This window comes from Apibacter raozihei (assembly GCF_004014855.1).
GTDB lineage: Bacteria > Bacteroidota > Bacteroidia > Flavobacteriales > Weeksellaceae > Apibacter > Apibacter raozihei.
Genome location: NZ_CP034930.1, coordinates 461543 through 483472, shown reverse-complemented (window position 1 = coordinate 483472; position 21930 = coordinate 461543). Strand labels below are relative to the sequence as shown.

Annotated in this window: 19 protein-coding genes; 12 read left to right on the top strand and 7 right to left on the bottom strand. The window is 32.0% G+C overall.

What is annotated here, in order from left to right; translation table 11 throughout:
• The first annotated feature begins 13 nt into the window (after window positions 1-13).
• From EOV51_RS02205 to EOV51_RS02195, 3 genes are all read left to right on the top strand, one after another.
• Entirely contained in the window at window positions 14-2182 is a 2169-nt protein-coding gene (locus EOV51_RS02205) for a S9 family peptidase (RefSeq protein ID WP_394343661.1), read from the top strand.
• A 261-nt stretch (window positions 2183-2443) separates the two neighbouring features.
• Entirely contained in the window at window positions 2444-2623 is a 180-nt protein-coding gene (locus EOV51_RS02200) for a hypothetical protein (protein WP_128149435.1), read from the top strand.
• Window positions 2624-2928: 305 nt separating this feature from the next.
• Window positions 2929-3501: a pentapeptide repeat-containing protein gene (locus EOV51_RS02195; RefSeq protein ID WP_128149433.1), complete on the top strand. Its 573-nt coding sequence runs from the start codon at window positions 2929-2931 to the stop codon at window positions 3499-3501.
• 2 nt (window positions 3502-3503) lie between these two features.
• Here EOV51_RS02195 and EOV51_RS02190 read toward each other — a convergent pair whose 3' ends face one another.
• Together EOV51_RS02190 and EOV51_RS02185 are read right to left on the bottom strand one after the other, a co-directional pair.
• Window positions 3504-4661, bottom strand: a complete 1158-nt coding sequence (locus EOV51_RS02190; RefSeq protein WP_128149431.1) for an acyltransferase family protein — start codon at window positions 4659-4661, stop codon at window positions 3504-3506.
• 271 nt (window positions 4662-4932) lie between these two features.
• A complete protein-coding gene (locus EOV51_RS02185) occupies window positions 4933-5910 on the bottom strand; it encodes a polyprenyl synthetase family protein (RefSeq protein ID WP_128149429.1) in 978 nt (325 codons plus the stop codon).
• A gap of 263 nt (window positions 5911-6173) precedes the next feature.
• Here EOV51_RS02185 and porG point away from each other — a divergent pair, with 263 nt between their 5' ends.
• The 5 genes from porG to EOV51_RS02160 all read left to right on the top strand — a co-directional run bounded on the left by porG (window position 6174) and on the right by EOV51_RS02160 (window position 12193).
• On the top strand, window positions 6174-7025 hold the full coding sequence (gene porG, locus EOV51_RS02180; RefSeq protein WP_128149427.1) for a type IX secretion system protein PorG: 852 nt from the start codon (window positions 6174-6176) through the stop codon (window positions 7023-7025).
• A gap of 10 nt (window positions 7026-7035) precedes the next feature.
• Window positions 7036-7782, top strand: a complete 747-nt coding sequence (locus EOV51_RS02175) for an isoprenyl transferase (RefSeq protein WP_128149425.1) — start codon at window positions 7036-7038, stop codon at window positions 7780-7782.
• Between the two features lie 20 nt (window positions 7783-7802).
• Window positions 7803-10382, top strand: coding sequence for an outer membrane protein assembly factor BamA (bamA, locus tag EOV51_RS02170; RefSeq protein WP_128149423.1), 2580 nt, complete (start codon window positions 7803-7805; stop codon window positions 10380-10382).
• Window positions 10383-10487: 105 nt separating this feature from the next.
• Window positions 10488-11651: an OmpH family outer membrane protein gene (locus tag EOV51_RS02165; protein WP_128149421.1), complete on the top strand. Its 1164-nt coding sequence runs from the start codon at window positions 10488-10490 to the stop codon at window positions 11649-11651.
• Between the two features lie 26 nt (window positions 11652-11677).
• Window positions 11678-12193, top strand: a complete 516-nt coding sequence (locus EOV51_RS02160) for an OmpH family outer membrane protein (RefSeq protein WP_128149419.1) — start codon at window positions 11678-11680, stop codon at window positions 12191-12193.
• Window positions 12194-12248: 55 nt separating this feature from the next.
• On the opposite strand, the gene EOV51_RS02155 is transcribed toward EOV51_RS02160, so the two are convergent.
• Genes EOV51_RS02155 through EOV51_RS02145 form a run of 3 tightly spaced genes read right to left on the bottom strand, consistent with a single transcriptional unit; the run spans window position 12249 to window position 15750 of the window.
• Window positions 12249-13133 carry a bestrophin family protein gene (locus EOV51_RS02155; protein ID WP_128149417.1) on the bottom strand — a complete coding sequence of 295 codons (885 nt, stop codon included), beginning with the start codon at window positions 13131-13133 and terminating at the stop codon, window positions 12249-12251.
• Window positions 13134-13135: 2 nt separating this feature from the next.
• Complete coding sequence (locus EOV51_RS02150; RefSeq protein WP_128149415.1) at window positions 13136-14413, bottom strand: UDP-N-acetylmuramoyl-tripeptide--D-alanyl-D-alanine ligase; 1278 nt, start codon at window positions 14411-14413, stop codon at window positions 13136-13138.
• 53 nt (window positions 14414-14466) lie between these two features.
• The gene (locus tag EOV51_RS02145) at window positions 14467-15750 is read right to left on the bottom strand and encodes a solute carrier family 23 protein (RefSeq protein WP_128149413.1); all 1284 of its coding nucleotides are present in this window, start codon (window positions 15748-15750) and stop codon (window positions 14467-14469) included.
• Between the two features lie 177 nt (window positions 15751-15927).
• Here EOV51_RS02145 and EOV51_RS02140 point away from each other — a divergent pair, with 177 nt between their 5' ends.
• Complete coding sequence (locus EOV51_RS02140) at window positions 15928-16710, top strand: hypothetical protein (protein ID WP_128149411.1); 783 nt, start codon at window positions 15928-15930, stop codon at window positions 16708-16710.
• Between the two features lie 311 nt (window positions 16711-17021).
• Here the strand turns inward: EOV51_RS02140 and mdh are convergent, their stop codons facing one another.
• Window positions 17022-17960, bottom strand: coding sequence for a malate dehydrogenase (gene mdh / locus EOV51_RS02135; RefSeq protein WP_128149409.1), 939 nt, complete (start codon window positions 17958-17960; stop codon window positions 17022-17024).
• Between the two features lie 160 nt (window positions 17961-18120).
• Between mdh and EOV51_RS02130 the strand changes: the two genes are divergently transcribed.
• The 3 genes from EOV51_RS02130 to EOV51_RS02120 are packed head-to-tail and all read left to right on the top strand — an operon-like array spanning window position 18121 to window position 21135.
• On the top strand, window positions 18121-18837 hold the full coding sequence (locus EOV51_RS02130; RefSeq protein WP_128149407.1) for a glycosyltransferase family 2 protein: 717 nt from the start codon (window positions 18121-18123) through the stop codon (window positions 18835-18837).
• The gene (locus EOV51_RS02125; protein ID WP_317126972.1) at window positions 18834-19505 is read left to right on the top strand and encodes a lipid-A-disaccharide synthase N-terminal domain-containing protein; all 672 of its coding nucleotides are present in this window, start codon (window positions 18834-18836) and stop codon (window positions 19503-19505) included. Before EOV51_RS02130 ends, EOV51_RS02125 begins: the two co-directional genes overlap by 4 nt.
• Entirely contained in the window at window positions 19495-21135 is a 1641-nt protein-coding gene (locus EOV51_RS02120; protein ID WP_228427684.1) for an ArnT family glycosyltransferase, read from the top strand. The genes EOV51_RS02125 and EOV51_RS02120 overlap by 11 nt, the downstream gene beginning before the upstream one ends.
• On the opposite strand, the gene EOV51_RS02115 is transcribed toward EOV51_RS02120, so the two are convergent.
• Window positions 21121-21879 carry a Kdo domain containing protein gene (locus EOV51_RS02115; RefSeq protein ID WP_128149403.1) on the bottom strand — a complete coding sequence of 253 codons (759 nt, stop codon included), beginning with the start codon at window positions 21877-21879 and terminating at the stop codon, window positions 21121-21123. The genes EOV51_RS02120 and EOV51_RS02115 overlap by 15 nt on opposite strands.
• Window positions 21880-21930: the final 51 nt, after the last annotated feature.

Genomic DNA, 21930 nt, shown 5'->3' with positions numbered 1-21930 from the left:
GATACAAATTAGTATGATATATAAACTATTACTGGTTAAAAGATGCTTTTTAGTTCAAATAAAAACTCTGATATTGTTGTCTTTGTTTTTATTTCCACTTAATTTTGAAGCGCAGAATAAACAAGAAACAAAAAAGATGGAGGCACCTAAAGTAAAAAAGATCCCTAAAACATTATCCATTCACAATGATACGAGAATTGATAATTATTATTGGCTTAACGATAGAGAAAATCCGGAAGTAATAAAATATTTAGAACAGGAGAATGCTTATACCCAAGAGCAAATGCAATCCACTCAAAAATTGCAGAACGATCTCTTTGCAGAAATGAAAAGCAGAATAAAAGAAGAGGACGAATCTGCGCCTTACAAATTTAACGGATATTGGTACCTTACACAGTTTGTGAAGGGAGGAGAATATCCTCTGTATATAAGAAAAAAAGATAATTTAAATGCACCGGAACAACTTATGTTTGATGTGAATCAGATGGCTTCCGGGTATAAATTTTATCAGCTGGGAGGAATTAGTATCAGTCCGGATAATCAATGGGCATGTTTTTCAACAGACACTGTAGGGAGAAGAATATATACTATACAGATAAAGAATCTGTTAACGGGAGAAATACTGGCCGATCGACTGGAAAATACGACCGGAAATGTCGTTTGGGCAAATGATAATAAAACTTTGTTTTATAGTGTTCAGGATTCTGAAACCTTAAGATCTGACAAGGTATATAAACACGTTGTAGGAACTGCCCAGAATGAAGATGTTGAGATCTATCATGAAACGGATGAAACCTTTACGGTATATGTTAGTAAAACCAAATCGATGGAGTATCTGGTGATATCGTCCGGAAGTACGGTATCCGATGAATATCGTTTCATCTCCGCTTCAAATCCCGGTGGTGAATGGAAAATTTTTCAGAAAAGACAAAGGAATTTGGAGTATTCTTTCGATCATTTTGAAAATAATTTTTATATACTCACCAATAAAGATCAGGCTTTCAATTTCAAATTAATGAAAACGCCGGTAGATAAGACTTCTAAAGAAAATTGGATAGAAGTAATTCCACATAATAAAGAAGTATTACTAGAAGGGTTTGAGCTCTTTAAAAAGTATCTGGTAGTAGAGGAAAGAAGCAATGGTCTTACCCAGATAAAAGTAACCCGTTGGGATCAGTCTTCAAATTATTTACTTCCTTTCGGAGAAGAAGTTTATACAGCAGGAATATCGGTAAACAGAGATTTTGATACCCAGATTCTTAGATACAGATATACTTCCCTGACAACCCCCTGGAGTGATATTGATTTTGATATGGAAACCCGGGAAAAAACCATTTTAAAAGAGCAGGAGGTTTTAGGAGGATTCGATAAAAACAATTACGAAACTCACAGACTTTGGGCTACTTCAAGAGACGGAGTAAAGATACCTGTATCTCTGGTTAAAAATAAAAATACACCGCTATCCAAAGAAACTCCATTGCTTTTATACGCTTACGGTTCGTATGGATATTCTATGGATCCTACATTTAGTTCTCTTCGTTTGTCTTTGCTGGATAGAGGGTTTATCTATGCTATTGCTCATGTGAGGGGAGGAGAGGATTTAGGAAGACCCTGGTATGAAAATGGGAAGATGTTAAAAAAGAAAAATACTTTTTTTGATTTTATAGATTGTGCTTCGTATTTAATTGATGAAGGTTACACCTCAGCCCAGCATTTATATGCTAATGGAGGAAGTGCCGGCGGATTATTGATGGGGGCTGTTGTAAATTATGCTCCTGAGTTGTTTAACGGGGTAGTGGCAGATGTACCCTTTGTAGATGTGGTAACTACCATGTTAGATGATAGCATTCCTCTGACTACAGGAGAATACGATGAATGGGGAAATCCTAACGATAAAGAATATTATGAGTACATGAAATCCTATTCCCCCTATGATAATGTAGAAGCTAAAGAATACCCTAACATGCTGGTCACTACAGGGCTACATGATTCTCAGGTGCAATATTGGGAACCGGTTAAGTGGGTTGCCAAATTAAGAGAACTTAAAACTGATTCCAATCTTTTACTTTTGGAAACCAATATGGATGCTGGACATGGAGGAGCCAGCGGAAGATTTGAATCGCTCAAAGAAGTAGCTTTGGAATATGCTTTTTATTTATTATTAGAAAATAAAGTTAAATAACGCACGTAAAATTTTATAATTATATTATATTAGGGTGAATTACCGTATCTTTATATTAAATATTAAGATGTGGTAAGGGTTATAATGATAAGTATACGATGCCTAATAGGGATTTTTCTGACTTTATCATCAGTTTTGATATTCAAACATGAACAAAAATATAGTTTCTTATGCATAATTATTTTAAAAGGAGGATTAATTTGTTTTCCTATAATTAGAAGGTGTATTGAGAATTTATTAGGTTTTAAATTAAGCAGGTTTTTGAAATATGAAATTGTTTTGTTCTCGGGTATTTTATCGATAATTTTTAATGGAAAAATAGAGGATAGTAATACACTTAAAAAACAAAAGTCATTGGTAAATGAAGGTAGTTTTTTTGTTCAGGAACAAAAAAATGAGGAGAAAGTAGATTTCAATCAAGAAAAAAATTACAGCAAATAAAGTTAGTTCCACAAAATGAACAGAATGTTTTAAGTTCAATAAACACAAAGAAAGTAAAAAGAATATCTGGTATAAACGGTAAAGAGAAACAAAAAGGGACTATATATCAACCTAATAAATCTATAAAGAGCAATAAATCTAAAAAAAATCTGAAAAACAATATATTAGAGGGCCAAGGGGAGGTTGTTATTATATAAATAGCAAAGGCAATAAAATCTATGTAGATCGAAGTCTTTGTAATTAATTTATGCTTAATTAGATAAAAGTTTATTTCAATAATTAGAAATGTTTAATATAAATAAAAAATGAATACTCTGTATATACGTGACCAGGATTTTAAAGGAGAGGATTTATTAGTGGATAAATTTATTATAGGAGATTATGAAAATTGCTCTTTTACCAATTGTAATTTTTCAGAAGTGGATATTTCCGGATACAATTTTATAGATTGTAAGTTTGAAAATTGCGATATAAGCATGGCAAAATTAAATAATACGTCATTACAAAAAGTTAGTTTTAAAAATTGCAAACTGCTGGGTTTACATTTTGAAAACTGTAATCCTTTTCTCTTATACTTTACATTTGAAAATTCAATACTTAATTTCAGCTCTTTTTATAAGATTAAAATGAAAAAAATAAAATTTATAAATTGTAGTCTTCACGAAGTAGAATTTATTGAATCAGATCTTCCTCAGGCAACTTTCGAAAAATCAGATCTGATGGGAGCTGTTTTTCAGGAAAATAATCTGGAAACTTCTGATTTTAGAACTGCTTATAATTTTTCTTTAGATCCCGAACGTAATAAACTGAAAAATTCTAAATTTTCAATTAATGATATTAAAGGTCTTTTAGATAAATACAAATTAATCATTGAATAATATTAAACTTTTATAAAAATCTTTCTTCTATACAATATATAGCCGATCAACCAGCATAAGGTCATAAAACTTATGGCAAATATCAGAGAGCCCGGATAGTTTCCAAAAATAGGTTGTAAGATATCAGAATATATAAAACCATGTAAATTAATGCTTTCCGAATCGGAAGAGAAAGAAATAACTCTAAGTATGGTAGATAAGATTCCAGCCATAACAAAAATAAACAGAGGATTTACTCCAAAGGATTTAAAGTAGAATGTCCATTTATGGTATCCATGTATATCAATAATCCATATTAACAAAGCTAAAAAACTGGAAGCCATTCCGCAGGATACTAATACAAAGGTAGGAGACCATATTTTTTTATTGATAGGACAACCGTAACTTAGTAAAAAACCTGTAAATGTGAGAAGAGTTCCAACAATAAATAAGTTGACTATCCGGGAATAATTATCTTTACTGTTAAGCATAATTTTTCCACAATAAAAACCTATGAGTACTTGACAGACTGAAGGAATAGTACTTAATATACCTTCCGGATCAATAGCCAGACCTGCATCTTTATACATATGGTTTACACCTAAAATAGCCCTATCTATCACAGATACAATATTATTTTCGCTTTTATCAAAACCGTCTCCAAAGTATAAAATCAAGAAATACACAATTAAGGTTGAACCTACTATATATGGAATATACTTATGACGTATAAAGATTACAAGGAGAGAGGCAAAACAATAAGATAAAGCTAAGCGTTGCAATACACCAAGAATTCGTATTTTATCAAAATTCAAAAGGGAATTTAAAAAACGATCTATAAATGGTAAATTATCAGTTTGTTGATAAGTTCTGCAAAATAATGAAAACCAAGCTATTCCCAGCCCGATGATGAAAATAATAATCGAACGTTTTAGAATTTTATATAAAGTATCATTAGTATGACTGAAATTTAGTTTTTTAAGAGAAATATACATGGATACTCCCATGATAAACATAAAAAAGGGAAATATGAGATCGGTAGGAGTAAGGCCATTCCATTCTGCATGTCCTAGAGGTGCATAAACAAAGTTCCAGGATCCCGGATTGTTAACGAGAATCATACCGGCAATAGTGATTCCCCTCAAAATATCCAATGAAAGTAAACGATTATTAGTAGTCATTTTGTGAATTTTATTAAAAATAATTGATAAAAACAAACAGATAGTAAATGTAATAAAAAAAATAAAATATTGGTATTTTAGTATAATCTAAATATTTTTAATGCTTTTAAATCTTGATATTAGACGCAAATATCTCCTTTATACTAAGATTTATTATAATGTTATTAATAAATACTTATAAGAAAAATACAAAAGTAATTTAGATGATAAAAATTATTAAAATGATTTGAAAGTAAATAAGAACAGAATAAATATAACTAATTAAGAAGATTTAATTTTTTCTTTCAATAACATAAGTAAGCATTAATTCAAGAGAATCTCTATTTTCATTTTTAGGAAAAGAAAGAAGGATTTCCAACGCTTTTTGTTTAAAGTCATTCATAACAGCCCTAGCATATTCCAGTCCTCCGTTTTGTTTAACAAATTCAATGATTTCAGCTACGCGCTTTTTGTTCTTATTATGATTTTTTATAGAATTTATTAACCATTTCTTTTTGTCAGGAGTTGTAGTGTTAAGAACATAAATAAGCGGAAGGGTCATTTTGCGTTCCTGAATATCAATTCCTATAGGCTTACCAATAAGATTGGTACTTGTATAATCAAACAAATCATCTTTAATCTGAAAAGCAATTCCCGTATACTCACCAAAAAGACTCATTTTTTCTGCTACTTCATCAGCTGCATAAGTAGAACGTGCTCCGGATTCACAGCAGGCAGAAATCAATACAGCTGTTTTTTGGCGTATAATCTCAAAATAAATTTCTTCTGTAATATCTAATTTTCTGCTTTTCTCGAGTTGAAGTAATTCTCCTTCAGCCATTTCTCTTATTACTCGGGAAATGATAGAAAGTAGATCAAAATCCTGATTGTCTGTAGCTAATAAAACACTTTTGGATAAAAGATAATCACCTACTAAAACGGCAATTTTATTTTTCCATAAAGCATTGATTGAGAAAAAACCTCTTCTCATATAACTTTCATCTACAACATCATCATGAACCAACGTAGCCGTATGGATGAGTTCTATCAATGAAGCCGCACGATAAGTTTTGTCTGTAATTTTCCCTGAAAGTTTAGCTGTTAGAAAAACAAACATCGGACGCATTTGCTTTCCTTTTCTTCTAACTATAAAATGAGTGATTCTATCTAAAAGGGGGACTTTGCTCTTCATAGACTCGTAGAATCGCTTCTCGAAGAGTTTCATCTCATCCGCAATAGGAGTTTTAATTTGTTCGGTAACTTTAGACATTCAGAGGTCAAAAATAGTGAATTTTTAGAAATTTTAATTTTAAATATCAAATTTATTTTAAGAAAAATGCGAAGTCTTTCCAAGAAAGGTAAGACATCTGAAATGCATTCATAAAAATAAGTTAAATGTGAAATAAAACCTGCATACCCAAAAAGAATTATTATATTTGTCGTCTGAAAATCGGACAAAATACTTATATTGATGCAACAAAATATACGTGTTTTCCGTTAAACATAATTATTGTAAAATAATTAAAACTAAATATGAGAAAATATTTCTTATTAGCAACCTTTATAATAACCAGTTGCCTTATGCTTTTGTTTGCTCAAAAGCATGAGATAGGAATTTCTATAGGTAAGGCTAATATAATAGGCGATATAGGTAAATCTAATTATATAGAATTATTTCCCATGGATATGGAACGTTTACCTATTTCTATAGGTGCGCTTTATCGTTTAAATTTAAATAACAGGCAAAGTCTCCGCTTTAATCTTATATACAATCGTGTGTTTTTCGACGACTATGAAGCTAGTGAAGATTACAGGTATACTCGTGGTTTAGCCGGTGATAATACAATAATTGAAGCTTCTGCTGTATTTGAATATTATTTCTTCGATATAAATGATATAAAACGTTCCGGATCTTCTCCTTATATTTTTGGAGGAATAGCTGCGTACGCTTCCAACGATTTGGATTTTAAAATAAATCATGATACCTATTATAACGCAGACGGTTCTCCGAGAACTCCTGTTTCTCCAACGGATTTTCAAACTATTGTAGATACGAAAAAAAGTAATCGCTTTGATTTTAGTATTCCTTTTGGAGTAGGGTATAAATTTAAGTTTAATTATAACTGGTTAGTTTCGTTTGAAGTAGGAGCTAGATATACCTTGCAGGACAATCTGGATTACAGTGCAATTGAAACTAATAAATTTGAAATTAACACAAGTCCTTTGCTCAATGAGCCTGCTTATGAGAGCGAAATTGGAAAAAGGAATGCCGAAATTATAGGAAGGCATCAAACCGGAAATACATTTAAAAGTAATGACTGGTATCTGATTTGGGGATTTAATATTACATATACTTTCGGAAGACCACCTTGTTATTGTTATTAAATATTTATAAATGTCTAAAGAGATTGTAATAGATAAGGAAAAACTGCCTCAGCATGTAGCTATTATTATGGATGGTAATGGTCGGTGGGCAAAGAAAAAAGGGATGATGAGAACTTTTGGTCATCAGAACGCTATCAAGGCGGTTAGAGATGCCATTGAGTTTTGTAATGAAAATGATATTCCTTATCTCACACTATATACATTTTCCACCGAAAACTGGAAAAGACCTCCATTAGAAATCTCCCTACTAATGAATCTTCTTATTGGTACAATAAAAAAGGAAACCAATAAACTCAGAGAAAAAGGAGTAAGGGTTAAGGTTATAGGGAATATAGAAAAACTACCCAAAGAAGCCAGAAAAGAGCTGGAAAAGCTTATAGAAGATACAAAGGAAAATACTTCAGGTACTTTAGTATTGGCTTTAAGCTATGGTTCTAAAGAAGAAATTGTTGACGCTGTTAAAAATATCACTTCAAAAGTGATTAACAATGAGTTGTCTCTCGAAGAAATTAATGAGCAATTACTTCAGAATCATTTGTATACGAAAGATATTCCTGATGTAGATCTTTTAATCAGAACCAGCGGAGAACAAAGAATCAGTAATTTTTTATTGTGGCAGATAGCGTATGCCGAGCTATATTTTACTGAGGTATTATGGCCTGATTTTAATAAAGAAGAATTTTTAAAAGCAATAAAATTTTATCAATCTAGAGAACGAAGGTTTGGAAAGATAAGTGAACAATTAAATGTCAAGTAAAAAAGTAGTGTAAATAATCCATGAAGAAGTTATTAGCAGTTGTTGCAATTTTAATACAAATATCCCTTTCATCGCAAGTCACCCAAGATTCAGTATCAGTAAATCAGTCAGTACAGACTGAAAAACCAGATGCAGAAAATAGTAGTTCTCCTGAAAATGAATCTTCTACCATTGATGAATCCTCTTTTAAAATTAAAGAAATACGTATAACCGGAACTTCAAAATATTCCAAAAATCAGATTATGCGTTATACCGGACTTTACGAAGGAGATTATGTTGATATTCCGGGTATGCAATTAAACAGCGCAGTGAAAAAACTTTGGGACTCCAAATTGTTTTCCGATGTTGAAATTTTCCTGAGCAAAGTTGAAGGTAAAGATGTGTATTTACGTATCAATCTTAAAGCATTACCAGAATTAGGTTCTGTAAAATTTGAAGGAGCCAGTAAGTCTAAAAATGAAAAGTTAATAAAAGAAAACGGGTTAAAATCCAAAACTAAAATAACTGATGACTTACGAACAAAACTTCAAAATTCGATAAGAAATCAATATACGGAAAAAGGATTTCCAGATGCTCATGCTGTGATTAAAGAAAAAGTGAATCCTGCTGATTCTTCATCAATCAACTGGACTATAGCTATAGAGAAAGGTCCGAGGGTTAAAGTTAAATCAATTCAGATAACAGGAAATAAAGAGTTGAGTGCTTCAAAAATCAGAGCTCGATCATTCAAAAACACAAAACAGAAAAAAGTATACAGATTCTGGAAAAAATCCAAATATGTACCTGAAAAATATGAGGAGGATTTGGTGAAAGTTGTTGAAACCTTACAATCGTATGGCTTCAGAGATGCTAAAATTACCTCGGATACCGTAATCAGAACGGATGAAAAGAATTACGATATTAAGTTAAATGTTGCTGAAGGTAAGAGGTATTATTTAGGTAATATTACATTTTCAGGTAATTCGGCATATTCAAGTGAAATTTTAACCAAAGTGGTTGGATATAAAAAAGGAGAACCGTATGATGCAGTAGGTATAAATAAAAAAATATCCGGTTCTGAAAAAAATGATGATATTGCTACTTTGTACTACAACAACGGTTATGTATTTTCAAGTGTTGTTCCTATAGAAAAGGCAGTGAGAAATGATACCATAGATGTTGAAGTTAAAATTAGAGAAGGAGAGCAGGCTTATTGGGATAAGGTAACATTTTCTGGTAACACCCGAACCCATGATCATGTAATACAACGATCATTGAGAACTGTACCCGGAAAATTATTCTCGAAAGAAGACATACAAAGAACTATTATGGATTTAGCCCAAATGGGGTATTTCGAAGCTCAGGGATTACGTCCGGACATAACTCCAAATGCAGAAACTAAAACAGTAGATGTTAATTATAAATTAGAAGAAAAAGGTTCTAACAGCCAGGTAGAATTACAAGGTGGTTATGGAGGTAACAGATTTATCGGGACTTTAGGATTAACTTTTGGTAACTTTTCATTCAATGATTTCTTTAAGAAAAAAGCATGGAAGCCTATTCCCATGGGAGATGGACAAAGCGTATCTTTAAGAGCTCAGGCAGGAAGTAATTATCAGAATTATAGTGTTTCTTTTACAGAGCCTTGGATTACTGGGAAAAGACCAACATCATTAACAGTATCTTTATATAGTACTATTTTAAATTATGACAGGTATTATACAACAACCGGTAGAAATAAATTAAACATTTATGGAGCACAGGTTGGACTAACTACTCGTTTAAACTGGCCGGATGATTATTTCAGATTATCCTACGGAATTAATTATCAATTATATTCATTCAGGAACTATCCATTTAGTATAGTTAGCGATAGTGGTTCAAAAGACTGGCCTAATGGAGAAAGTAACAATTTCAGTGTGTATGCTAATATTGGAAGATATTCCGCAGGATTAGATCCTATTTTTCCTACCATGGGTTCAGAATTCGAATTATCATTGAAGTTAACCCCTCCGTATTCTGCATTTAAAAATGAAGATTATAGTAAAAAAACGGATAAAGAAAAATATAAGTGGTTAGAATATTATAAGATAAAAATGAAGGCTTATTGGTATAAAGAGTTGGTGGGTAAATTTGTGCTGAAAGCCGGAGGAGAATTTGGTTTCTTAAGCAGCTATAATAATAACATCGGTATTCCTCCTTTTGAAAGGTTTTATCTTGGAGGTACAGGACTATACGGAAACAGATTTGACGGGAGGGAAATTATTCCTTTACGAGGATATAAAGATTCATCTTCTTTCGGAGGACAAACTAATGATATAACTCCTTTAGGAGGAGGTACCTCTTATGCACGTTTCATGATGGAATTGCGTTACCCGGTACTTATGGGAGGAGCTACTAAAATATATGCCTTAGGTTTTGTAGAAGCAGGTAATACCTGGAGCAATAATAAATCGTTTAATCCGTTTGAATTAAAAAGATCTGCCGGTTTCGGAGTTAGGATTTTTATGCCTCAGTTCGGTATGCTAGGGTTTGACTTTGCTAAAGGATTTGATAAAACTATTAATTCAACCAGTGCTAATGGATGGGAAACTCACTTTATATTCGGACAGCAGTTTTAAAACCTTAACTTAAAAACAGATAAAATTAATTAGGATAGATTCACAATTAATTATATTTTTGTCTAAACTTGGTATGATTTTAGAAAAGATTTTAAAACATTTCAAATGAAAAAACTGATACTATATACTTTAATACTGTTGTTTTTTAGCCAAATCAACGCTCAGAAAATGGGCTATGTGGATACACAGGTCATACTCAAGCAAATGCCTCAGTATCAACAATCGGAAGATAGGCTTAATGCAGAAGTAAAAAAATGGCAGAATGAAATATTAAGTAAACAGTCTAATTTAGATAAGTTAAGGACTGAATATGAAAATGAGAAAGTTTTATTAACAGAAGAACAGAGAAAAACTAAGATAGCTGTTATAGATAGTACTGAAAAGGGATTAAATAGTTACATAGAAAAAAAGTTCGGTGCTAATGGTGAGTCTATAAGTTTACGTCGCAATTTGATTAAACCGTTACAGGATCAAATTTGGAATGCTATTAATACTTTAGCAGCTAAAGACAGATATAATTTTATTTTTGATAAGTCTTCTGATTTAATCATGGTGTTTACAGACTCCAAATATGATTTAACAGATAAAGTTATCAAACAATTGGGAGGAATTAGCATTGATTCTGAAAAAGATAACAAGCCAGGAAGTTCAGGGAAAAATTCAGATTCTTCTAAGAAAAGCCAATCTAATAAAGAAGCTAAAAATTCAGGAAATAAAAACACAACATCAACATCCAAATCTAAAAGCGGATATGGTAGCAAGTATGTACCTAAAAGCAAGCAGAATGCTAATCAGGAAATGGATCAGGAATCAGTTGAAGATAGTGAATCAATCAGGGAAGACATTCAGTTAAATGAAGGGGAAGAAGTAAAAGAAGAAGCTGAAACCAAAAAATCAGGATATGGTAGTAAATACGTACCTAAAAAGAAAGAAATAAAAAAAACGGAGGTAAAATCCGAAGAGGTTAAGAAAAACTCAGATAAGGATACTAAGACTTCCGATACAAAGGCAAAGGATAGTACGGTAAAAACTACAGAAAAGAAAACTACAAGTTCAGATACCAAATCTTCATATGGTAATAAATATGTACCAAAAAAGAAAGAGGTTAAAAAGACAGAAGAAAAAACAGAAACTAAAGAATCGGTAAAAGAAGAAGAAGCAGAATCAAAAGAAGTGGAAACTAAAGAAACATCTACTACCGAAACCAAGCAAAAATCTGGATACGGCAGTAAGTATGTTCCAAAAAAAAAGAAACAAGAGAATAATTAATTAATAATATCAAAAAGCGAAATAAAATGAAGAAAATTACATTCGTATTCCTTTTAACAGTATTCGCAGGAGTTTTCCAGTTAGCTAAAGCTCAGAATATAGCTCACCTTAATTCCATCGAATTACTGAATTTAATGCCAGAAAAAAAATCAGCTGACGATCAATTAAAAACTTTAGCAGATCAGAAAAAAGCAGAACTAAAAAAACAAGAAGATGCTTTTACGGCTAAATATCAGAAGATTCAGGATGAAATAGCTAAAAAACCTCAAGCAGAGCAAGAAAAAGAATTCCAGAAATATCAGGAAGAATTTCAGAAAGACAATCAAAACCTGTTGGCTTTGAGAGAAACAGCAGCTAAAGAATTAGAGAAAAAACAAGATGATTTATATGATCCAATCACTAAAAAAGCTCAGAATGCTGTAAATGATGTAGCTAAAGCTAAAGGATATCTTTATGTTTTTGATACATCTCAGCCTTCACTTATTTATGCTGCAGGTCCAAACATCTTAGACGAAGTAAAAGCTAAATTAGGTTTAAAATAAAATTAAATTTATAAGCTATGTTTAAAAAGCTATCCGCAAAGGATAGCTTTTTTTATTATTTATTTTTTGCAAGAATGTCTAAACAACTCTTTTTTATGTTCTCAGCAATTTTTTTTGTAGGTATATCATTATCTCCGTTATTAAATGGATCTTCAATATCTTCTGCTACCAGTTCCAAACTAATAAGTACATAAAAAACAAACATTACCAGAGGGACTACCCAATATCCTAAATTTATAACATATCCTATAGGCATACTAAATACGTACAAAGCAATAAACTTTTTGATAAATAAAACATAGGAAAACGGGATAGGCGTATTTTTTATTCTCTCACAGCCTCCACAAACATCCATAAAACCTTTAAGTTCCTGATTAATAAACAATAATTGTTCACCTGTAAGTATATTTTCTTTGTTTAATTGAACAATTTTATGAGTTAGCTTAACGGCTACCTGACTTGGAGAGTATCGAAATTCTGTTGTATCATCAGAATTTTCATGCTCATCTAAAGTATAACGAGTGGTATCATTGGTTAAATGTCTGTGAAGAATCTGTGCAAATAAAGGGATATATTTAATGAAAAATTCCCTGTTTTCTTTATCATGAGAAGGGAGCAAGGCATTAAGCTTAATGGACAGATTTCTGGAAATGTTTGTTAATTGTCCCCATAACTTTCTTCCTTCCCACCAGCGATCATAAGCTGTATTGGTTCTGAAAACCAATACCAAGGATAGTACGAAACCCACAAGACTTTGTCCTACGGTCACATAGCTGGAAGCTTTCATTTTATCAATTTCTATATAATTAATTTCTACATAAGCTATGATAAAAGCAAAAATTCCGGTTACTACCAGCATAGGCCATAGCTTGGTAATAGTATCCGCTTTATATATTTTAAAAACAAAAGAAAACCAACCTTTAGGATTGTAAATAATCATAATTAATAAATAAAATCAATTAATTTTTCTAGAGCCATACCTCTGGAACCTTTTAATAAAATGTTTTCGGATGTAAGAGAATTATTTTTTAAATAATTACTCATATCTTCCGTAGACTTAAATTTTTTAATTTGAGAAGCCGTAGTAGTGGTTGTGGAAAAATTACTTCCTACTAAGAATATATATTCAAAATTCAAATTTTGAGCTAATTCAGCAATTTTTTGATGTTCATCTGCGGAGCTATCTCCCAGCTCAAACATATCCCCTATAATAATTGCTTTAGAGCCTTCAAAAGAAGAGAAATTTTTCAATGAAGCTTCCATGCTGCTAGGATTAGCATTATAGGTATCTAATAATAGCCTGACACCATTTTTTTTAACTATCTGAGAACGTTGATTGCGAGGTTGATAATTTTCAATTCCATTTTTAACCTGAAAAGCTGTTAATCCTAAATAAAAGCCAAGGCTGGCAGCTGCGCAGATGTTTGAAAAATTATAAATACCTGTGAGTTGTGAATTGAATATGCTATCTTTATAAGATACACTGACAAAGTGATCAGATTCTTTCAAACCAAACCTATAAACTCCTTCTGAACCAAATGTGATTTGTTTAATATCTTGGGTTAATTCAACTTGTTTAGGATCGTCTGTATTAACTAATGCAGTACCATTAGATTCTTTCAGAAAAGCATAGAGTTCAGATTTGCCTTTAATAACTCCCTCAAATCCTCCGAATCCTTCCAGGTGAGCTTTGCCAAAGTTGGTTATATAACCTATATCAGGCATGGAAATACCAGCCAATAATTCTATTTCTTTCTGATGATTGGCTCCCATTTCTATGATAGCTATTTCATGCTTAGGCTGAATAGATAATACAGTAAGTGGAACACCAATATGATTGTTTAAGTTCCCCTGGGTAAACAAAACGTTATATTTTTCCTTTAAAACAGAAGCAATAAGTTCTTTAGAAGTCGTTTTACCATTACTCCCGGTGATACCTATAACAGGTATATTGAGTTGTTTTCTGTGATGTCTGGCAAGGTTCTGTAAAGCAAATAAGCTATTCTCAAAATAAAAAATTCCTTTCTGAGGGTCTGCATATTTTTGCTCATCTACTACACAGGCTAACGCGCCTTGCTCCATTGCCTGTGAAGCATAAAGGTTTCCATTAAAATTATCACCTTTTAAAGCAAAAAATAGTTGGTTTTTATTTATTTTTCTGCTGTCAGTTGTAATTCCTGAAGATTGCAGATATAGAGAGTAAAGTTCTGGTACGGTCATGATATATAAAAATAAATATGCGTAAATCTAAGAAAAAATAAGATGTATAGTAGTTACTCTTTAAACATGGAATCAAAATTAACTACTTCTTTCCCCGGAAGAATTTGGTTAAGCATAACACCGGTAAGGGATGCTAAAGCCATGCCTTCTAGTGAAAACGAATTTCCGAGATGAATGGATGCCCCCCCGATACCTAAAACGAGAATGACGGATGATATGATAAGGTTTCTCTTAGAAGCGAAATTTACCTTGCTGTCTACCACCATACGTAAGCCGCTCGAAGCAATAATACCGAACAGCAGTATTGAAATTCCACCCATGACAGGAACCGGAATTGATTTAAGTAAAGCAGCTATCTTCCCGCAAAAGCCAAAACCGATAGCAAAAATAGCAGCCCCTATAAAAAGATATATACTGTAAGCTCTCGTAATTGCAAGAACGCCTATGTTTTCACCGTAAGTCGTATTAGGAGGCCCGCCAATTACAGAAGCTATAATGGTAGCCATACCATCACCGAAAAGGGATTTATCTAGGCCCGGGTCTTTAACTAAATCTTTGTTAATAACTTTACCCAGAACTAATTGGTGTCCGATGTGCTCAGCTATGGGAACAATGGCTACAGGAGCCATCAACAAAAAAATAGACCATGAAAAATGTGGAGTAAAAGTATAAAATGGAATTTCAAAATTAGGAATTTGAAACCATGCAGCGTTTTTGATCGGTTCAAAATCTACAAGACCCATAGGTATTGAAAATAAGTAGCCTCCGACAATTCCTATCAAAACAGGAATAACACTAATAAAACCTTTAGTGAAAATGGCTATTATAATAGTTATTATTAAACTGATTAAACCTACGGCAACAAACTTAATATCATAAGAACCCGAATTATTAGTAATCATATCTATCGCTGTAGATGAAAGGCTTAACCCAATAACCATAATAATTGGACCTACTACAATAGGCGGAAGTAATTTCATTAACCAGGAAACCCCTGTACGGTTTATGATTAGGGCAATAAGAGCATATATGCATCCCACTATAAAACTTCCGACCATTATTCCTTCTGCACCTGAGGCTGCTTTAATAGCTATAATAGGACTTATAAAAGCAAATGAAGAACCCAGATACGAAGGAACTTTTCCCTGAGTAATAGCTATAAATGCAAGGGTGGCTAATCCGCTAGATACCAAGGCTACTGCAGGATCCATTCCTGTAAGTGTAGGTACCAAAACTGTCGATCCAAACATAGCAAAAAGATGTTGAAAGCTTAGTGTAAACCATTGTAAGAACTTAGGCTTATCATGAATATTTAAGACTATCGATTTGTTTTCCATTAATTATTGTTTCTAATATAATTTTTTCGCAAAATTAAGATTTCCACTCTTAAAAAAACAATCAATTAGTAAAAACGTAGCATGCTAGTGATTTTGCTTGAAAAATTGTTTATTACCTATGATTAAAATCATTTCTGATTTTTAAATATTAATAGTATTTTTAAAAAAAATAAAGATATGGGTGCCTACCGTTTATTTTGTGTTCTTGTTCTTTTACTACTATTAACCGGATGCAAAGGTGAAAAGTTCCTGACGGATTCACTTAACAGTCGTTATGCATATTTGAAAAATTATGATAACCGGTTAAAAGAAAATAATGTAAGTATTGTTAATGAAGAATTTACAGACACCTTATTTGCAGTACAAAAAATAAGAACAGCCATTTATCCCTATATTATAGCATGGGGAGGTGAAAGCGAATATAAGGTTAGTTTAAAATCCATTCCGATAGGCTTAGTAAATCGTTACATTAAAGATTATTCAGGTACAGACTCATTAAAAGAAAAATTACATGGTAGGAAAATTGAATTAACGGTAAAAAGTATTCCCAATTATTTTAATATAAAATTCAGTAAAGGAGTACTCCTTATAATATTAATAAATATAACATCCAGAGAAGGAGAAGCAGAATCAGATATTTCAAATCTAATCGTAGATTATAAGCTTTTAAGTGAAAAATTTGGTGAAATTCAAAAAAAAGGAAGGATTACTATAGAAAATATAGATTATTCTAACTACAGTGAAGGCTCATCGTCTACCATGGTTCCTTTTGCAAAAAGTAAAAAATTATATAATAATCTGGGACAGCCCATTTTTAAAGAACCGGAATATGTCATGTTTGATAATGCTAAAAATACTAAACCTAAAAACTTTTTAAACAATTATTTGAACTCTTACGAATTAAAGTTAAGAAAATTTAGTCAGGAATTAGTAAATCGTCTAATTGAAGAAATTGACTAATGTTTTTATTAAATTTTATTGGTAAGGTTTAATGAGATAATATTAAAATATATTAATACTGAATAAAAAGCCTTAGATGTAAAAACATAAGTATAATTTAAATAAGATAATAAGTAAATATTAATTCGATAATAGTATTGGTTTATTAAAAATACTATTAAATTTATCGGGTATTTTTAAAAGATAAAATATTTATAAGAAATAAGTATTAATTTTCCACGATAATAAATAAAGAATTCTTCAATAATAAAAAAAACAGCTTACCATGTAAGCTGTTTTTTTATTGAATGGAAATATAGTAACGAAAATTCTTAGAGAACTTTCATTTCATGTAATACATTATTCATATTTCTTACGGCATCAGCAGAAGCTTTAAATTTCGCTTTTTCATCATCATTAAGATCCAGTTCTACAATTTTTTCAATACCGTTTTTACCTAAAACTACAGGAACACCAATACAAATATCAGATTCACCATATTCACCTTCCAGAAATACAGAACAAGGAATCACTTTTTTCTCATCACGGATGATAGATTCCACTACGGCAGCTCCGGCAGCACCCGGTGCATACCATGCAGAAGTACCCAATAATTTAGTTAAAGTAGCTCCACCAACCATAGTGTCTGCAGCGACTTTATCAAGTTGTTCGTTAGTTAATATTTTAGAGAAAGGCACTCCCTGACAAGAAGCCAGACGTGTTAAAGGAATCATAGTCGTATCTCCATGTCCGCCGATAACCGTAGCTTGAATATCATTCTGAGAAGCACCACTGGCTAAAGATAAATAAGTCTTAAAACGAGAAGAATCTAAGGCACCTCCCATACCTATTACACGGTTTTTAGGTAAACCTAAAGATTTAAGAGCTAAGTAAGTCATCGTATCCATAGGGTTGGAAATGATGACTAAAATAGCATCCGGAGAATATTTTAAAATATTGGAAGCAACTTCTTTAACAATTCCTGCATTGGTTCCGATTAAATCTTCACGGGTCATTCCAGGTTTTCTGGGGATACCTGAAGTTATTACAGCAACACTGGTGCCTGCCGTTTTAGAATAGTCATTGGTGCTTCCGGTTATAGTTGTATCAAAACCTAAAAGAGAAGTGGTCTGGGTCAAATCCAAAGCTTTTCCCTCGGCAAATCCCTCTTTTATATCAACAATTACCAGTTCGTCAACAATTTCTTTTCTTGCAATATTATCGGCACAAGTGGCTCCAACGGCTCCGGCACCTACTACAGTTACTTTCATGTTTTTGTATTTTTTAATTATGTTATTATTAAATTTATTCAAAGTTAAGCCATTCGTACAACAAATAAAATGTCGTTTGTCAGCTTTTTTTAACTTGAATTTGTAGGTGTAATTTAAAAAAAAATAATAATTTTATATAAAATAATAATCAGGTATTTTAATGGGATACGAACTAACGATTATTATTCCCGTTTATAACGAGGAAGATAATCTCGAGCGTGTAGTTAAAGAAATGCAAGCCTACATAAATAATGCTAATAAAAAAACTAAAATTCTCTTTGTTAACGATGGTTCTAAAGATAACAGTCTGGGGGCTATAAAGACTATATGCAGTCAGGATTCTAATTTCACTTATATCTCTTTTGATCGTAATTACGGTCTGAGTCCCGCAATAAAAGCAGGCTTTGATTATGCCGATACTCCCTGGGTGGGATATATTGATGCCGATTTGCAGACAGCACCTTCCGATTTTAACATTCTTTTGGAATATGCCGGAGAATATCAGCTGGTAACCGGAGTAAGGGCTCAGCGTAAAGACAGCTTCGTTAAGAATTTATCTTCAAAGATAGCTAACGGAATACGCAGAGCTTTTACCCATGACGGTATGGATGATACCGGTTGTCCATTGAAAATTATACGTACGGATTTTGCTAAAAAAATTCCTATGTTTAAAGGTTTGCATCGTTTTCTCCCTGCAATGATATTGCTTCAGGGTGGAAAAGTGAAACAGGTTCCTGTTCAGCATTTTGAAAGAATAGCAGGGAAATCTAAATTTCACTTATGGAACCGCTTATTTGGTCCTTTAAGCGATTGTTTTGCTTACCTGTGGATGAAGAAAAAATATATTAACTATGTGGTTTCAGAAAAAGAATTATGAATCATTCGTTCACAGAAGTTTTCATTGTCAATGTTAAAATGCTTAAGTACATAACACTGTCTATAGGCTTTTTAGCACAATTGCTATTTTCAAGCCGTATGATTATACAGTGGATTTCTGCTGAAAAAAATAAAAAAGTAACCTCTGATCTCATTTTTTGGCAGGTAAGTCTTGTGGCCTCTTTCTTTTTATTTATCTATGGATATCTGAGACACGATTTTTCAATTATGTTAGGTCAGGTTATTACTTATTATATTTATATTCGTAATATCCAATTACATAATGCCTGGATGAAATATCATATAGTGTTTCGTTATTTTGTGTATTTCTTTCCGATTTTGGCTATTTCCTTAGCTCTTTGGAATGGGACTATCAATACAAATAAGCTTTTTAGTAGAGAAAATATACCCTTATGGCTTTTAATTTGGGGAAGTTTAGGACAAGTATTATTTACTATGAGATTTATTTATCAGTGGATTTATTCAGAAAGGATAAAGAAATCAGAACTGCCCTTAGGTTTTTGGATTCTCAGTCTTACCGGTTCCCTAATGATTTTTATTTACTCTATCATAAGAAAAGATCCGGTGCTTTTTGCAGGACATTGTATGGGAATTATTGTTTACACAAGAAATATTATAATAGTAAGAAAAAGTAATTATGCTGAATAATCCTGGAAAACATCTTATATTTCTTTTCATCGTCTCCTTAATCATGTTAGTTTCCAACCTTGGGATTCTGCCAGTTAATATTATGGAAGCCAGAAATTTTATTACAGCCCGTGAAATGGTTCAAGACAATCATTGGATTTTAACGACAATGAATGGTGAACCTCGCTACGAGAAACCTCCTTTGCCAACCTGGATAACGGCTGTCTTTGGATCAATCCTGGGATTTGACTCTAATTTGTCTTTACGTTTACCCGTAGCTTTTATAACCATTTTATTAGTGGTATACTTATATAAATTTTCTTTGAAATTAGGTCTTTCTGGACTTAATAGTCTGCAAAACGGATTGATTGCAATTACATCTTTTTATATTTATTTTGCTGGAAGAGATAACCAGTGGGATATGTATTGTCACAGTTTTATGATTGTTTCCATATACTATTTATGGGAAATACTCAGAATACGTAAAAATCCTTTTAAAAATGCTGTTATAGGAGCCGTTTTTTCAGCATTTTCTATTTTAAGTAAGGGCCCTATCTCATTATATGCATTATTATTACCATTTTTAATTGCCTATGGATGGGTGTACAGATATTCATTCAGAAATGAAAGAAAACATATTCTGGCAATACTTTTATATACGATTTTAGGAATATTTACAGGTATTTCCTGGACAACCTACGTGCATTGGGCAGATCCCGAAACCTTTGCTTCAATGGCAAAAGTTGAAACTTCCCGATGGGTTAACGATTATAATTCCAAATCAGTTTTTTACTATTGGAGTTTCTTTACGCAATCTGGGATTTGGACTCTCGCAGCATTTTTAGGTCTATTATACCCGTACATGAAATTAAGAGTTTCTAATATCAAAGCCTATCAATTTACTTTAATATGGACGCTGGCATCAGTAATCCTTCTAAGTATTATACCTGAAAAAAAGACCCGTTATTTATTACCTGTACTTATCCCATTAGCTTTAAATACAGGTTTTTATATTAATTATCTGACTTGTGGAACAAAAAAGAAAATTGATAGAATTCTTGGCAATATATCTTTAGGTTTAGTGGGTATTGTCGGTATTGTATATCCGGCAGTTCTTTATTTCTTTTTTAAGGATAGTATCTATAGTCAGAAAGGATGGGTAATAATGTCCTCTGTAGCTATGTTTATTTCAGGAGTGCTTATTTGCTATTATCTAACCAAAACAATATTTGACAAAGCTTTTTACATGGTAGTAGTAGTACAATGTGTAGTAATCGCCTTTATTTTTCCTTTGTCAAAAAGTTTCTTACATAATTCCAACTACAAATCCGTAGAGGATTTAAAGCGAGTTCTAAATAAGAATATTGAACTTTATACATTTAACAGCATGACTCCGGAAATTGTATGGGAGTATGGGAAAAAAATGCCGGTAATTAACGAATACGAGCTTGCAGAAAAACTGGAAAATGAATCTGGGCAGCCTATTGGAATATTATGCATTAAAGGAGATTCGGAGTCTTTAATGAAAAAGTTCAGTAGTAAATATGAAATTAAAAATCTTTCTTACGTTGATCTGAATACGGTTTCTCCGGGCTCAGAAGATTACAGAGATCGACTTCACCGAGAATTGTTTATACTATACAGGAAATAATTTTCTAAGCCTTTTCTTTAATTTAGCTTTAGACTTCATTTTTCTTGCAAATTCTCCCTGATAAAAGAATATTTTTTCTTTTATTTCCTCAATGGCATATCCAGAAGCCAAGGCATATTCATTCATAAAAATATCAAGATAAGGTTGTTCTTTAATATTATTGGAAAGACTTTTCATTTTTTGGTCAAAAGTTAATTCATTATGAAACTGCATGCGATTTAAGTCCACTAAATACATTTCATATTTATTATCTTTCCGAATGACCAGCGTATTACCCGGCGTATTATCTTTAATAAAAACTCCTTTGGAATGTACAAAATGAGAAAATCTGGCGTATGCCCGAACACATTGAATGGCATCAGGTTGATCATACACTTCGCGAATAGTAAAGTCATAAGGAGTGTAATAGGATATATAAAAACTGGAAGTGATACCTATAAGGTCTGAATTTTCAATATAAGCGATAGGTTCAGGATTTAATATTCCTAATTTTAAAAGTTTTTCTCCATGTAAAAACGAGCGTTCGGCCTTTGATTTCCTGAAATATTTATAGGCAATTTTATTGATGAAATGTGGTTTTTTAAAGCTTTTTACAGCTATGCAATCATTTTGAAAAGGAATCTTTTTGATTATATTTCTCTCCGGGTTACCTAAAATATCAGTGAATGTATCAAAATCTTCTATAATAGAATACAATTTTTTTTTGTAACTTATATATTTTTCAGCAAGTATATAATTTTGCATTAATTTATTCAATTTAACATTAAATTTACTAATTAAAATTTATCAATTCAG